Below are 15,546 nucleotides of genomic sequence, written 5' to 3' on the forward strand. Positions count from 1 at the left end.
ATGACCCAGAAAAAGAATGCGACCAGCAAAACCTTGTTGCTGGAGCGCTACCGCCACGTGGCGGATGGCATCGCCACGCTGTTTTTCCCCTATGCAGAAGTGGTCATCCATCACCTGGAGGACCAGTGCATTGCTTACCTGGCCAATAACTTGTCCAAGCGGCAGATCGGTGACGACTCTGCGCTGGAAGAAATGCGGCAAGGCGATGCCGAACGCATCATGGGCCCATACGAAAAACTGAACTGGGACGGCCGGCGCATGCGTTCGGTCAGCATGGTCTTGTTTGATGATGAACAGATTGCTATCGGCGTGATGTGCATCAATTTCAACATTGCTGTCTTTGATGACATGCAAGCCGCGCTCAGTCTGTTCATCAAGGGTGCAGGCGTGATCGCCCAACCGGCTGCGTTGTTCAAGGACGACTGGCAAGAACGCATTAATACCTTCATGCATGGCTGGCTGGCCGAGCGGCAACTCTCGCTCAATACGCTGTCGCGCAATCATCGTCAGGCACTCGTAGAAGCACTGTACGAAGAAGGCGCATTTCAGCGCAAAAGCGCGGCAGATTACGTGGCCAATGTACTGGGGATGGGGCGGGCGACGGTGTACAAGCATGTGAAGAAACTCAAGGAAAGCGATTAACCAGTACGGCCGGTATAAACCAGGGAAACACCCATTACTGACTTCCCGTATGCGGCCCGCAAACGTCGTAACCACCCCCACAACCTGTCGCTTTTGCACAAGCAGCACCGTTTTTGCCCAATGACAATGACTACACCTTTGTCACTGGTCAAAAACCATGCTGCAATCCAGCCTCACGCCAATTACCCATCCGCTTGAAGTTACGCTGGTCAACACCGAAGCCGGTTACGGCATCACCCTCACGCAACACCCTGCTATCCCCGCTTTGTCTGCGCTCTTGCCTGCCCTGCACAACATGGGCCTGCAGGTCACGCGTGAAGAACAACAAGAGCGCGCTGGCAAACAAACCCGCCGCTCGACCTTGTGGCTGGACGATGCCTGCACCACACCACTCACGGCCCTGACCGACACCCCAAGGCTGGCCGATTTCTTGCGTCGCCTCTTTAGTGGCGAAGCGGAAGATGGCCGGCTGAATGGTCTGGCCGTCGTGGCGGGACTCAACGCGCACGAAATCATGCTGGTACGCGCTTATGCCAGTTATCTGCGTCAGGCCGGTTGGCATATGAGTCTGCGTTACATGGCCGACTGTCTGCGTCGCCAGCCCGCCGCCGTGCGGGCGTGGCTGGGTTATCACCATGCCCGGCTAGACCCGCTAATGAGCCGCAACAAGGTGGCGGCTGCCGAACTGGAACGCGTCGCCCATACGCAACTGCAACGCCAGATCGCGGCCCTGCAAGATGCCGATGCGGCTGATTTGCTGGAAAAACTGCGCCAACTCGTCGCGGCCACCGTACGCAGCGGTTATTTCCTGCACAGCACGCAGGATGCTTTGCCGGCGTATCTGGCCATCAAGCTGGATGCACAGTCGCTCGATTTCCTGCCCAAACCCCGTCCATTCCGCGAAATTTACGTGTTTTCAGAACGTTTTGAAGGCGTACATCTGCGCGGTGGCGCAGTCTCTCGCGGTGGCTTGCGCTGGTCGGATCGACGCGAGGATTACCGCACCGAAGTACTGGGTCTGGTCAAAGCCCAACTGGTCAAAAACGCCGTGATTGTGCCGACCGGCGCCAAGGGTGGTTTTGTCTGCAAACTGCTAGCGTTTGATGCCAGCCGAGAAGCCACTCAGGCAGAAGGTGTGGCGTGTTATCAACTGTTTATCAATGCCTTGCTAGACCTGACCGACAACCTGGTTGAAGGCGCCACCATGCCGCCAGCCAACGTAGTGCGGCATGACGCGGATGATCCGTATCTGGTGGTCGCCGCCGACAAAGGCACGGCGAGTTTCTCTGATCTGGCGAATGCCATCTCGGTCAACCGTGGTTTCTGGCTGGGCGACGCATTTGCCTCTGGTGGCTCTAACGGATATGACCACAAAAAGATGGGCATTACCGCCAAGGGCGCATGGGAAACTGCCCGTCTGCGCTTTACCGAACTGGGCATCGACTGGACCCAGGATAGCTTCACCGCCGTCGGCATTGGCGATATGAGCGGCGACGTGTTCGGTAATGGCATGCTGCTTATGCCGCATCTACAACTGATTGCGGCATTTGATCACCGTCACATCTTCATTGATCCGACCCCGAATACCGCAGCGGCATTTGCTGAGCGCCAGCGGCTGTTTGCGCTGCCGCGTTCCAGCTGGGCGGACTACAACACAACGCTGATTTCTGCCGGTGGCGGTGTGTATGCGCGTACCGAACGCCAGATCACGGTGTCCGATACGGCTCGCCAGTTGTTGGGTCTGCAGCAAAACACCCTGACGCCGGATGCCCTGATCCGCGCCATCCTGGCTGCGCCCGTGACCGTGCTTTACAACGGCGGTATCGGCACCTACGTCAAAGCCCCGCATGAAACCCACGAGCAAGTGCGTGACCGCGCCAATGACCGCATCCGCCTGGATGCCCCGGAAGTCCGCGCGCTGATGGTGGTCGAAGGCGGCAATCTGGGGCTGACGCAGGCAGCACGCGTCGCCCTGGCTTGCCAAGGGGTGCGCATCATGACGGATGCCGTGGATAACTCTGCCGGCGTGGATTGCTCCGATCATGAGGTCAATCTGAAAATCCTGCTGCGCCAGGCGGCTCTGCCCGCCGCTGCAACCAGTACGCTACTGACCGACATGAGCATGGCCGTGGAACAGGCCGTGCTGACCACCAATCGTGCGCAAGCACGCCGTATTTTGCGGCACCGCCATCAGCCAGGCTTGCTGGCTGATGCGTGCGCGTTGCTGCAACAGCTGGAAAGTGCCACCGGGCTGGATCGTGCACTGGAACAACTGCCGGTCGATGCCGTCATCCTGCAGCGCGAACAACACACCTTGTACGAACCCGAACTGGCTGTGCTGCTGGCACACAGCAAGATGGCGATCAAATCGGCCGTAGTGGCAGGTGCCGGCATGATCCAGCCTTGGCACCAGTATTTGCTGACGCGGTATTTTCCGCAGCCGGTCCGCACGCTGGATCTGACTGCGCATGCGCTCAAGCAAGAGATCATCGCCACGCGGCTGGCCAATGAACTGGTCGACCGCGCCGGCATTGGCTTTGCGCATGATCTGGTCCGCCGTCGTGGCTGGCCGCTACTGCGGGTAACAGAAGCCTTCGCCTTTGCCTGGGCGGCGCTGGATATGGACACCTGGCTGCAACGCCACGATGTGTTGATCACGGCCCTGCCCGCCGCCACACGCCACGCGATTGATGCAGCGCTGGAGCGTGGTCTTGCCGATGCGGTGAACGCAGTGCTCGCCAGCCCTGCGGTATTAAGCCAGGCCAGTTGGCTCGTGTTTGCCGATCAGTTGGGTGAGTTTGCCGAAGCACCAGTCATCACGCCGGCATTGTTGCCGGAAGAAATCAACCGCCGTGTGCGTCGCTTTGTGCGGCTATCTGCCGCCACACCGCTCATCGCCCAAGGTCACCATGCTGCCACCGTACTGAGCGCACTGGAACAGGTCTCACAAGCGACTGGCTTTGTCGGCGTGATGCAGAAACTGGATACCGCAGGGCAAACCGTCGTCGCCCGGGTTGAGTTGCTACTGACCTCGGCGCTGCTGGCACAACGGGGCAATCAGCTGGAAGACGTCATCGCCAGACTGGGCCTGGCAGACGCCATGACGCTGATCACGGACAGCGCCAGCGAAGAACATCTGGCTGCCGCGGTAGCGCAACTGGATGAAGCGCGCTTTCAGTATGAACTGGGTTTGCATGTCGCTTGATGCCCGGGCACGCGCAATAAAAAACGCCGGCGCAATGCCGGCGTTTTTTATTGCGCGTCAAACCACGCCATTTACCATTCTGCCACGCTGCCATCCGCATGACGCCACAGCGGGTTACGCCAGTCCGGCGCGTTCTTGCTTCGCTCAATGATCAGCGCTTCATCCAGTTCAACGCCAAGGCCTGGCTTGGTAAACGGCTTGATATGGCCGCTCTCTAGCGCAAAGTCTTCTTTGTTGAGCACGTAGTCCAGCACTTCGCCGCCCTTGTTGTAATGAATACCCATGCTTTGCTCCTGGATAAACGCATTCCAGGAAACAAAGTCCACATGCAGGCAGGAGGCCAGCGCAATGGGCCCCAGCGGGCAATGCGGAGCGAGTGCGACGTCGTAGCTTTCTGCCATGGCGGCAATCTTCATGCACTCGGTAATGCCACCCGCGTGGGAGAGATCAGGTTGCAGAATCGCCAGCCCACCTGCCGCCAGCACATTCTTGAATTCGAAACGGGAAAACATGCGCTCGCCCGCCGCGATAGGAATGTGGGTCTGGGCAGCCAGGCGCGGATAGTACTCGGCTTGTTCAGCCAGCACCGGTTCTTCAATGAACAGCGGGCGGTATGGTTCCAGTTCCTTGATCAGCACTTTGGCCATTGGCGCAGTGACGCGACCATGAAAATCCAGACCGAACTCAATCGTATTGCCGAAGGCTTCGCGGATTTCCGCCACTTTATGGACGGCGCTATCAATAGCCCGGCTGCTGTCGATCACCGCCAGTTCTTCACAACCATTCATCTTGAAGGTGTCAAAACCGACGGCCACCCGCTCTTTGATATCGCGAATGATATCGGCCGGCCGATCCCCCCCCACCCAGCTGTAGGTTTTGACTTTGTCTCGCACCAGGCCACCCAGCAACTGATACACCGGCACGCCCAGCGCCTTGCCTTTGATATCCCACAACGCTTGGTCAATCCCGGCGATGGCGCTCATCAGAATACCGCCGCCACGGTAGAACCCAGCCCGGTACATCACCTGCCACAGATCATTGATACGCGCCGGGTCTTGCCCGATCAGGTATTCAGACAATTCATGCACGGCCGCCTCAACCGTGCGTGCCTTGCCTTCCAGCACGGGCTCGCCCCAGCCGACGATGCCTTCATCGGTTTCAATCTTGAGAAACATCCAGCGCGGCGGCACGCGCCAAGTGCTGATTTTGGTGATTTTCATGCGGTTGCATCCTTGTATGCCTGCACAAAGGCGCGCGCCTGATCCTGCGTGCGCGACACCGGCTGGCCCGGTTTATAAAGGTCACTCCCCAGCCCGGCACCGATGCAGCCTGCGGCTAACCAGCTGGCAAGATTGGCCGGCGTCACGCCGCCCACCGCCATCACGGGCGTCGTTTTGGGCAAGACGGCCTTGATGGCTTTGATGTAATCCGGGCCAAAAGTATTGGCCGGAAAAACCTTGAGCGCCTGCGCACCCGCCGCTAATGCGGCAAAGGCTTCAGTCGGGGTGGCCACGCCACAGGCCATGTACTGGCCCAGCGCTACAGCGCGAGTAATCACGGTTTGATCCATATTGGGCGTGACAATCAACTTGCCACCCAGCCCCGCCAGCGTGGCGACATCTTGCGGTGTGAGCACCGTGCCACCACCAATCAGTGCACGGTCGCCAAAGACCTTCACCGCCTGACCAATGCTGATCTGCCAATCGGGCGAGTTGAGCGGTATTTCAATTGCATCGAAACCGGCGTCAATGAGCGCGAGGATGTGTTCATTCGATTCAGCTGGCTTAATGCCGCGCAAAATGGCGATCAGCGGGAGTTTGGTGGGCCAGGTCATGGGGATGGTCACTCGTGATAAAGCTGGCTGCGGCCGCCATCAATCAAGATGTCTGTCGCGTTGATAAAACGGGCTTCATCCGTCGCCAGGAACAGCGCGGTGTATGCCACTTCTTCCGGCTCGCCAATGCGTTTGCAGGGCAAGAGTTCAGCCTGGTGTTTGCGGGCCGCAACCGGATCGGGCTGGCTGTTGAAATACGTCTCGGCAATCGGGGTCATGATCAAGCCGGGGGAGATCGAATTCACCCGCACGCCCTGCGCCGCGTACTGAATGCCCAACGCGCGCGTCAACCCAATCAAGCCGTGCTTGGCCACCGGATACGGAAACGCACCAGGAATGATCTTGTGACCGTGAACTGAAGCAATGTTGACGATGCTGCCTGCCCCCGCCGCCAGCATGTGCGGCAACACCGCCTGGCAGCAGTGCCAGACGCCTTTCAGGTCAACGGCAAAGCAACGCTCCCACTCTTCATCCGTGAGCTTGAGCGGATCATTGAACACGTTGATGCCAGCGTTATTGACTAGCACATCAACCCGGCCGAAGCGGGCGATAGTGGCATCAATCATGGCATTGACGCCGGCGTGATCGGCCACGTCGGCGGCGAAGACCATGGCGTTTTGCGGGCCGATTTCCTGCACCAGCGCAGCGGCACGCTCATCATCTTTGCGCACGTTGATGACGACTTTGGCGCCCTCTTTTGCGAACAGGCGCACGGTGGCGGCGCCAATGCCTTGCGCGGCGCCGGTGATGATGGCGACTTTGTTGTCGAGTCTATGCATGCGGTTTTCTACCGATGAAACAGGTTGTTAGCGCCTTTGGCGCGGGTTTGAACGACGTTTACATACCCGGGGGTGCCCGGGAGCACGGCACTTTTCTTTGCTTCGCCAAAGAAAAGTGCCCAAAAGAAAGGCGACCCCCGGACTTTTTCGCTCCGCGATTCCCTCAATCAGTCGGGAGCCTAGGGTCTCCCTCCCTCAATCGGAAAAGTCCTCGACAGGGGGAGAAGGTCAAAAACAACATCAACAACAACGGCCAAATCGTCGGTGTGCGGGTTTGTAGGGTGGATTCGGAACGAAGTGACAACCCACCGCAGGCAGCCCGTCGGGCTGCGAACTGGATTCCCACCTCCGCGGGAATGACGAGGTGGTGGGCGGGGTGAACCTCTCTTGCAAGCATTCGGTTTGCGGGGTTTGAGTTGCTTTTGACGTTGCTGTTGACCTGCCTCCCCTTCGGCAGCGCCGGGCACCGCGAGAAGCGCAGGGAACCCACGAAGTGGGCGCTGTCGCAGGGGGCGCCTTTCTTTGGTTACTTTCTTTGGGGCCGCCGAGGTGGCGAAGCAAAGAAAGTGACGTGCCCCGGCCACCGCCGGTATCAAAACACCCGCGCCGTCAGGCGCTAAACAATGCTGTCTCAACATCACACCGCACCCAGCCAGCGGTTTTCAGGCAGCCCCCGCACATCCCCCATCGGGATGGCCAGGATCGCGCCAGCCAGCGGCTCTTGCGCAATGGCCGCTGCGTCGAGGTCCTCGCGGGCCGTGGAGATATACAAAATGTTCAGCGCCGGGCCGCCAAAGGCGACACAGCTGGGTTGCGATACCGGCAGCGGAATCACGCGGTCCACGCTGCCATCAGGCCGATAACGAACCACACGCTGGCCGTACCACTCGGCATTCCACAAACAGCCCTCGTCATCGATGCACGAGCCATCCGGATGCACACGGGCGTCACCGGGATCAGCAAACAAACGGGGGTTGCTGATAGCGCCGGTGTCCTGGTCGTAGTCGCTTTGCATCAGCACGTGCAAACGGGAATCGCACCAGTACAGCGTGCCGCCGTCCGGGCTGAAGCACAGGCTGTTGGGGATGGCGATCTGTGGCAGGTCCAGCTTTTGCAGCCGGCCATGCGTGTCAAAGCGGTACCAACTACCGGTGGCACGGCGGCCGCGTTCGTTCTGGGTCCCAAACACCAGATTGCCCGCGCGATCGCAGCGGCCATCGTTGGTACGCGTTTCCAGAATATGCGGCTCAACGGACGCCATACGTTTGAGCGTGCCGGTTTCCGTATTGAACAACGCCAGGCCGCCTTCCAGCGCCAGTAGCAGCACATCATGCCGGCGAGTCAGCGCAAAGCAGCCAATCCGTTGCGGCAGAATCCAGTAGCGCTCTTCGCCACTGGATGGATCAAGCCGCCACAGTTCGCGGGCGTTGATGTTGGTCCACCAGACATGGCCAGTGGCGTCGTCGTATTGCACGCCCTCGGCCAGCTGGAACTGGCCTTCACAGGCCACATGGATGGTTTCGGTCATGGCTCGTTCAGGTCCAGCCGCCATCAATGACAAAACTCTGAGCCGTGATCATGGCGCTGTCGTCTGCCGCCATGAACAGCGCCAGCGAGGCCACGTGTTCCGGCATCACGCGGCCGGGCAGGCACTGGGCGCGGTCGATCTCGCGTTCGGCTTCGTCATCCACCCACATCCGCAGTTGCTTGTCGGTCATGGTCCAGCCGGGGACCAGCACGTTGGCGCGGATGTTATGCGGGCCCAGTTCCCGCGCCAGCGAGCGCGTCAGACCGTGAATGGCCGCCTTGCATGTGGCATAGGCCGGGTAATCCGGCGCCTTGATCATCCAGCTGGTTGAACCCAGGTTGATGATGGAACCACCGCCCGCCTGTTTCATGTCGTCCACGACCGCCTGCGCCGCGAAAAACTGGTGACGCAAGTTGGTATGCATGGCGTTGTCCCAGAACTCTGGCGTGACTTCTTCTACCCGCCGTCGCTGGTCGTTGGCGGCATTGTTAATCAGCACCGTGACCGGGCCATGCGCGCTGCGGGCACGGGCAATGGCGGCTTTCAGGGCCTCCACGTCCGTGACATCGCACTGCATGAACAACGGCTCAAACGGGCAGCGGCCAGCCAGTTCGGCCACGAGCGTCATACCGGCATCGACATTGCGGCCAATAAACGCCACCCGTGCGCCCTGGTGGGCAAAGGCCTGCACCAGCGTGCGACCAATGCCGCTGGTGCCGCCGCTGACAAAGACACTCTTGTCCGCAAGGCTTGGATACATGGCCAGCAGGTTCATGGCTAAGTCCCTCTTGCCGTCTCGTTCAGGACTGACCGCGGTTCTTCAGCTGGTCGATCAACACGGCAAAGTACAGAATGCCGGCGCGGACCAGATACTGATAGAACGCATCAATGTTCTGCAGGTTCATGGCGTTTTGCACCATGCCCATGATCAGCACGCCCACGATCACACCGCTGATGCTGGCGCGACCACCGGCCAAAGAGACGCCGCCCAACACGCACGCTGCAATCACATCCAGCTCAAAGCCCTGGCCGGAGTTCGGCTGACCGGAGGTAATGCGCGAAGCCAGAATCACCCCGGCCAGCGCCGCAATCACGCCTTGCACCAGGAAGATATAGATACGGGTGCGATCCACATTCACGCCGGCCAGACGGGCTGCGTCCGGGTTGCCGCCGATGGCCAGCGTGTTGCGGCCATATACGGTCTTGTTGAGCATCACGCCAAACAGTACAAAGCAGGCGACGCAGAACCAGATCGGGATCGGCACACCAAACAGGTCGTTGTTGCCGATATTGAAAAAGGCTTCGTTGGAGATACCGACGGCCTGGCCGTCCGACGCAATAAACGCCAGACCGCGCACTGCGCCCATGGTCACGAGCGTGGTGATCAGCGCGTTGATGCGGAACTTGGCAATGGTGGCACCGTTAAACAGGCCAATCGCCGCGCCAGCCAGCAAGCTCACGCCAATCCCCAGCGAGATACTGCCCGTGCGGTTGATAATCATGGCGCACAGCACGCCGGCAAACGCGATGGTGGAGCCGACTGAGAGGTCAAAATCGCGCGAGGCCAGACAGAACATCATGGTGCAGGCCACCATGCCGATCTGCGACACCGACAGCGCCAGACCCATCATGTTGCGCCAGCTAAAGAAGTACTGGACGGTGAACGACAGCACGACAAACAACGCCAGGAAAATGAGGATGATGCTGTACTCACTGGCGAACTTGAGCAGCTTTTGCTGGTTCATGATTTTGCTTCCCTGTTGCGGGGCAGCCGGCGTCAGAGCGGGGCCGGTTGCCGGAATGGGTTGTTGTTCGAGTTGGGACATGTTGGTTCTCTACCTGATCAGGCGGCCATGGCCGGCGCGGGAGCGGAACTCACCGGCAGCGCCAGCGAGAGCACTTTTTGTTCGTTGGCTTCACTGCGGGTCAACTCGCCGGTAATGCGGCCCTGGCACATGACGGCAATGCGGTCGGACACGCCCAGCACTTCCGGTAGCTCGCTCGAGACCATCACAATGGCAACGCCCTTCTCCGCTAGTTGGTACAGCACCTGGTAGATTTCATTCTTGGCGCCGACGTCGATCCCGCGGGTGGGCTCGTCGATGATCAAGACCTTGAGGTTTTGCTCGGCCAGCCAGCGCGCCAGAATGGCTTTTTGCTGGTTACCGCCGGACAAAAAGCGGATTTCCTGATGGCGGTGTGGCGTCTTGATACGCAGCAGCTTGATATAGCCTTCGGCCGTCGCGGCTTCAGCTTTGTCGTTCACAAAAAAGCCCCAGCGCCGATAGTGGCGGCGGCAGCTGATATTGATGTTTTCCGACACCGAGCGGCCGCCGATGATGCCCTGCTCCTTGCGGTCTTCCGGACAGAACACGAGGCCAGCGCGAATGGCGGCATTGATGTTGTCGATACTGCCGCGCACATCCGCCAGCTTGACTTCGCCGCCACTGCGTTTATCCGCGCCGTAGATCAGTCGCATCAGTTCGCTGCGGCCCGCGCCCACCAGACCAAAAAAGCCCAGGATTTCGCCACGGCGCACACTGAAACTGGCCGGCTGCGGCACGCGCGCGCCAGCAATGCCCTTCACTTCAAAACAGGTATCACCCATTTCACGTGGGCGGTAATCGAAGATGTCGGTGATTTCACGGCCGACCATCTTGCTGACCAGTTCATCCCGCGTGACTTCGGCCAGTACGTTGTACTCAGCCACTTTGCGACCATCCCGGAAGATGGTGCAGCCATCACACAATTCGAATATCTCATCCAGGCGGTGCGAGATATAAATCAGCACCTTGCCTTGCGCGCGCAGGTCTTTGACCAGCTTGAACAGGATTTCCGTCTCGCGGTGCGAGAGCGAGCTGGTGGGTTCATCCAGCGCAATCACGGTGGCGTCACGCAGCACCGCCTTGCAGATTTCCACCATCTGGCGCTGGCCAATGGAGAGATCACGCAGCTTGGCTTCGGGGTCAATATCCACGCCAATGCGGGTCAGGTTTTCGCGCGTCCAGCGTATGGCCTCGCGCTTGTCGACAAAGCCCATGCGCGTGGGCATGTGCCCCAGCAAGAGGTTCTCCATCACGGAGAGTTCCGGCACGTATTGCAGTTCCTGGTGAATGATGGCGATGCCGGCAGCAATGGCATCGCGGCTGTTATGGAACGCCTGCAATTTGCCATCTACAAACACCTGGCCTTCTTCAGGAATGTACTCACCGCCCAGGATTTTCAGGAGCGTGGATTTACCCGCTCCGTTCTCGCCCAGCAAGCCGTGCACTTTCCCTTTTTCCAGCGCAAAGCTGATGTCCTGCAGCGCTTTTACGCCGGGGAAGGACTTGCTGATCGATCTGAATTCAAGATATGACAAGGGATTTCTCCGCTTCAAGCATCCCGGCTGGCACGCCAGGCGTTTCTTTGGCAGAGATCGCCAGCGCTGCTTTACGCCGCCCAGGTTGGCGTCAAAGCAGGCACTGGCGAATCTGCGTTTTACTCGTTAAACACCGATGCATCGGGCGTAGCGAGCATGAACCAGGTTGCTGTCGGCCAGCGCGCAGTGACCAGAACGTACGTCGGTACGTGAGGATCACGAGCACTGCCCGGCAGCAAGATGGTCATGCGCAGTAGCCCAACCACAGTCTCAGGCGTAGCGAGCGTGAGTCAGGTTGAGTGAGGCCAGCGCACAGCCACCGGAACGTACGGTTGGTACGTGAGGATGGCGAGCACTGACCGATCTCAAGATGACTTACGCGCGGTAGCCCCTCACTCCAGGCCCATTTCTTTGCGGACTTCGGTGGCATTGTCGCGAGTCATCAACATGCCAGTGGTCAAAGTCAGTGCCGGCGGTGCCTTGCCGTCCTTGATCCAGTTGTACATGTTCATGCTGGTTTCATAGCCATGACGCTTCGGGCTGATCAGCACGGTGCCAAAGAAGCCGGTCTTCTCGGACTTCTTGAACTCGTTGAGCGCAGACTGGCTGCCACCGATACCGATACCGATCATGTTGTCGGCCTTGGCGCCTTGACCTTCTGCGGCGCGCACGGCACCCAGCACAGCTTCATCGTTCAGACCGAACGACAGCCAGTGCTTGTAGTTCGGGTGCTGAGTGATCGCCACGTTGGCGGCGTTGAACGCAGCTTCAGTGTCGGTCTTGGCTTGCGGCGCGTTGATGATATTGGCCTTCGGGAAGCCGCCAGCAGTCAGCGCAGCAATCGCGCCATCAGTACGGTCCTTGGCGGTCGGCAGTTGGTCGTAAGAGATGCGGATCGCGCCCACTTCGTTCAGGTTCCAGCCGCGCTTTTTCATCTCGGCAATCATGGCGGAGCCGACTTGCTCGCCAATCTTGTAGGCCGAAATACCCATGTGCGGTACGGATTCCATCGGCTTGCCGGAGCCATCGACAAAGCGGTCATCCACGCTCATGACCTTCAGGTCATATTGCTTGGCGCGGGCAACAATCGCCGGGCCCAGCTTCACGTCTGGTGCGCAAATGATGAAACCCTGAGCATGTTGAGCGCCCAGGTTATCAATGGCAGACAACACCTTGTCGCCGCTCGGCACGCCAATCTTCACCAGGGTGAAACCCTTTTCCTTGGCGGCTTGTTCGGCAAACTTCCACTCGTCCTGGAACCACGGTTCTTCAGCCTGTTTCACCAGAAAACCGATCTTGACTTGATCTGCTGCGTGCAAAGCCGGTGCGATCAGCGCTGCTGCCAAACCCAGTGCGCCGCAGATCTTTTTGAGTTGCTGCTTCATCTTGGTCGAACCTCCATCAGTCCCGTTGCCGGGGTTGGTTTTCAGATTGCCGCGGTGCGGCTATCCGTTGTCGACCGGCGTCGTGCGCCGGCTTCTGCTGCATCACCTGGCAGAGCCATGCAGCTATTTATTCGCGTTCATCCAGACCGCGCTGGCGGCGTTATGCTCACTTGCCGTGCCCCTCAGTCCTGTCTGCGCTGGCACGCCTTGCCAGCGCGGCCCGGCTGAAAGTGCCTTTGCTCTTTGATCGGGCAACAAACTCGTTACCGTGTCTTCAGCCCAATAAGCCCCGGGCGCGCGCCACATCAATGACGCCAAAACCGGCCAGGTTGGCTTGCTGGTCTTCATCGGTGACCAGAATGCGGCCGGAGAAAAAATCGTCGTGCTTGACGAGAAGCGCCAGCGCTTCGCGCAGCATGGCTTTGCCCGTCACCACAAACTGGGTGCCGGGTGTCATGCCAATCGCGCTGGAGTTTTTCAGGGTCAAGAGGTCTGCGCCCAGCACCGCGCCCAACAGGAAGTTGGCGCGGGCATTGCGCTCGTAAATGGTGAACTGGTCGAGAATCCGGACCGTGAAACAGGCGCGGCCAAGGCCGATCTTGCCGGCAGAGCGGGCGCCGGCCAGCAACATTTCGGTGTCGATTTCGGTGGCGAAATCGCTATCGAGCGATCCAGCCAGAATGGTGTTGTGGGTAATCACGTGCAGCAGTTCACCCGCCAGCGTGGTAACACAACCCGTGATGCGGCGCTCGTCATCCACATGCACAAATTTGGAGTGCGAACCGGGCAGCACCATGACGGTTGGACGGTCGATATTCAAGCGCGAAATCAGCGCAATGGTCTCGACTTCCTCGCCCCGCATCATGTCCATGGCCTCGCAGTTATGCAGACCAATGTTGTCAACACGGTTACGTACACCTGGCACAAACCAGATCGGCTTGTCGCAGACTTCGGGGATAGTGGCCTCACGCATGGCGGCGGCCAGGTCTGCGCGGCCCGCCGGCGCCAGCACGTGCGGGATCTCATATAGACCGACATTGGATGTGATCATGCCGGATGCCAGCACCAGATCCACCGCACTCATACTGGTGTTGGCTTTCTCCAGCGCTGCAGCAATGGTTTCACGCACGCCATTTTGCAAAGTCACCGCGCTACCGGTAATGGCCGTGTCCCGCACTCCGACCTGGCGCGCCGCCTGGCAGATGGCCTCGGCATTGCGCCACAGGGTGACACGCGTATTGGTAGTACCGGTATCGATGGTGAGGATGTTCATACTGGTGCATGGGTCCGTTCTTGTTGCACCTATTTGAAACTTTCGTAGCCTCACTATGCAAACTACATATTTGATGCCTATCATCAAAAAAAATTTGATGAGTCATCATGCCTCGACGTTTACCCCCGCTTAATGCATTGCGCATGTTTGAAGTCGCTGCCCGCTTGATGAGTTTTACGCAAGCGGCCAACGAATTGCATGTGACCAACGCTGCTGTCAGTCACCAGATGAAACAGTTGGAAGCTTTTCTGGGCGTGCCACTGTTTGAACGGCGCAACAACCAGCTAACGCTAACGGCGGCTGGAGAAGCTTATTTGCCGCGGGTTCGCGAAGCATTCAGGGCGTTGCAACAAGCCACTGACATGCTGCTGGATGACAAGACCATCACGCTTAAAGTGGCAGTCCCGCCTACCTTCGGGACCAAGTGGCTGGTCCCCCGTTTGTATCGCTTTTTGAATCTGCACCCGGACATTCGGGTGGAGGTCAGCACCGAACACGAACGGGATTACCTGCACAACGACATCACCATTGATTACCGCCAGGTACATTCACCTGACTTGATTGTCGAAAGATTTACGTCAAGTACGGTGTTCCCGGTATGTAGTCCATCTTTGCAAGCTACGTTGCGCACCCCTGCAGACTTGTCAAAACACACCCTGCTGCACGACCGTGGCCCGCAGCGGCACGCGCATTTACCCAACTGGCAACAGTGGCTGGAAGAAACGGGTCTGGCAGGGATTGACGCCACCCGCGGCCCGGCATTCTCAGACTCGCAAATGACCCTGCAATGCGCCATTGATGGTCAAGGTGTCGCGCTGGGGCAACGCATTCTGGTCGAGTACGACATTGCCGCCGGCCGGCTGATCAAGCCTTTGCCGACCGAGGTCTCGCTACGGGTGCCCTACTACTTGATCTTCTCTCACACTGCGCCAGAGAACCCAGGGTTTGCCGCATTTCGGGCATGGCTGATTGCCGAGGCCATGCGCAGCGAGGATTGACTCAGCTCAAAAAGAGCGCCGTTGATACACGGGAAGACCTTGCAACTGTCATGCTATTTGCCCACGTACAGCCGGAAATAAGTGCAATTTTCAATGGCTTATGGATAAATGCCGCGATCATGGGCATTTGCCTACACAACCATTCCGTTTGAAAGACTGGCATGCCTGCAAGGACCTACATCTACAAACGTCGCGTTATCACCTGCCTGCCTGGCACGATCGTCACCGGGTTTATCTGCCCGTTTGTGATCAGCGAAACCAGCGCAGAGTGGTCTGGCACGCCGCCATTGCGATTTCCATCATTGAACGTGTGTCGCACGCCTGAAGAAGCGGTAAAACACGCGCATGAGTACGCCAAGGCCTGGATCGACGCCAATTTGTAGTTGTCGGGAAAACAGAGAAAAAGAAAGAGGAAAGAGGAAGCGTCTTGTGGCAGAAACAAAAAAAGACCGCTTTCGCGATCTTGTTCAGTGGTGCCTGATGGCGTCCCCACGGGGATTCGAACCCCGGTTATCGCCGTGAAAGGGCGGTGTCCTAGGCC

Annotated in this window: 14 protein-coding genes; 4 read left to right on the top strand and 10 right to left on the bottom strand. The window is 58.9% G+C overall.

Features of this window, described 5'->3' with window-relative positions:
- Window positions 1-642 (top strand): helix-turn-helix transcriptional regulator, encoded by a 642-nt coding sequence (locus IEX44_RS04855; RefSeq protein WP_188689605.1) that lies wholly within the window; start codon window positions 1-3, stop codon window positions 640-642.
- Window positions 643-799: 157 nt separating this feature from the next.
- Complete coding sequence (locus IEX44_RS04860) at window positions 800-3,847, top strand: NAD-glutamate dehydrogenase domain-containing protein (RefSeq protein ID WP_188689610.1); 3,048 nt, start codon at window positions 800-802, stop codon at window positions 3,845-3,847.
- 71 nt (window positions 3,848-3,918) lie between these two features.
- On the opposite strand, the gene dgoD is transcribed toward IEX44_RS04860, so the two are convergent.
- The 10 genes from dgoD to IEX44_RS04905 form a co-directional block, all read right to left on the bottom strand.
- Window positions 3,919-5,067, bottom strand: a complete 1,149-nt coding sequence (gene dgoD / locus IEX44_RS04865) for a galactonate dehydratase (protein ID WP_188689613.1) — start codon at window positions 5,065-5,067, stop codon at window positions 3,919-3,921.
- Window positions 5,064-5,681 carry a 2-dehydro-3-deoxy-6-phosphogalactonate aldolase gene (locus IEX44_RS04870; protein WP_188689616.1) on the bottom strand — a complete coding sequence of 206 codons (618 nt, stop codon included), beginning with the start codon at window positions 5,679-5,681 and terminating at the stop codon, window positions 5,064-5,066. The genes dgoD and IEX44_RS04870 overlap by 4 nt, the downstream gene beginning before the upstream one ends.
- An 8-nt stretch (window positions 5,682-5,689) precedes the next feature.
- Complete coding sequence (locus IEX44_RS04875) at window positions 5,690-6,460, bottom strand: SDR family oxidoreductase (RefSeq protein WP_188689620.1); 771 nt, start codon at window positions 6,458-6,460, stop codon at window positions 5,690-5,692.
- A gap of 637 nt (window positions 6,461-7,097) precedes the next feature.
- A complete protein-coding gene (locus IEX44_RS04880; protein WP_188689623.1) occupies window positions 7,098-7,988 on the bottom strand; it encodes an SMP-30/gluconolactonase/LRE family protein in 891 nt (296 codons plus the stop codon).
- 7 nt (window positions 7,989-7,995) lie between these two features.
- The gene (locus IEX44_RS04885) at window positions 7,996-8,763 is read right to left on the bottom strand and encodes an SDR family NAD(P)-dependent oxidoreductase (RefSeq protein WP_188689625.1); all 768 of its coding nucleotides are present in this window, start codon (window positions 8,761-8,763) and stop codon (window positions 7,996-7,998) included.
- Between the two features lie 25 nt (window positions 8,764-8,788).
- Complete coding sequence (araH, locus tag IEX44_RS04890) at window positions 8,789-9,733, bottom strand: L-arabinose ABC transporter permease AraH (protein ID WP_188690441.1); 945 nt, start codon at window positions 9,731-9,733, stop codon at window positions 8,789-8,791.
- Between the two features lie 98 nt (window positions 9,734-9,831).
- Window positions 9,832-11,349, bottom strand: coding sequence for an L-arabinose ABC transporter ATP-binding protein AraG (araG, locus tag IEX44_RS04895; protein ID WP_229678755.1), 1,518 nt, complete (start codon window positions 11,347-11,349; stop codon window positions 9,832-9,834).
- Window positions 11,350-11,468: 119 nt separating this feature from the next.
- Window positions 11,469-11,597, bottom strand: coding sequence for a hypothetical protein (locus IEX44_RS21150; protein ID WP_268238860.1), 129 nt, complete (start codon window positions 11,595-11,597; stop codon window positions 11,469-11,471).
- A 144-nt stretch (window positions 11,598-11,741) separates the two neighbouring features.
- Window positions 11,742-12,734 carry an arabinose ABC transporter substrate-binding protein gene (locus IEX44_RS04900; RefSeq protein ID WP_188689631.1) on the bottom strand — a complete coding sequence of 331 codons (993 nt, stop codon included), beginning with the start codon at window positions 12,732-12,734 and terminating at the stop codon, window positions 11,742-11,744.
- 274 nt (window positions 12,735-13,008) lie between these two features.
- Entirely contained in the window at window positions 13,009-14,007 is a 999-nt protein-coding gene (locus IEX44_RS04905) for a 2-dehydro-3-deoxygalactonokinase (protein WP_188689634.1), read from the bottom strand.
- A 107-nt stretch (window positions 14,008-14,114) separates the two neighbouring features.
- On the opposite strand from IEX44_RS04905, the gene gcvA reads away from it, so the two are divergent.
- Both gcvA and IEX44_RS04915 read left to right on the top strand, forming a co-directional pair.
- The gene (gene gcvA / locus IEX44_RS04910) at window positions 14,115-15,005 is read left to right on the top strand and encodes a transcriptional regulator GcvA (RefSeq protein ID WP_188689637.1); all 891 of its coding nucleotides are present in this window, start codon (window positions 14,115-14,117) and stop codon (window positions 15,003-15,005) included.
- A 161-nt stretch (window positions 15,006-15,166) separates the two neighbouring features.
- On the top strand, window positions 15,167-15,388 hold the full coding sequence (locus IEX44_RS04915; RefSeq protein ID WP_188689641.1) for a hypothetical protein: 222 nt from the start codon (window positions 15,167-15,169) through the stop codon (window positions 15,386-15,388).
- The last annotated feature ends 158 nt before the right edge of the window (window positions 15,389-15,546 follow it).

Source organism: Silvimonas amylolytica (genome assembly GCF_014645555.1).
GTDB classification, from domain to species: domain Bacteria; phylum Pseudomonadota; class Gammaproteobacteria; order Burkholderiales; family Chitinibacteraceae; genus Silvimonas; species Silvimonas amylolytica.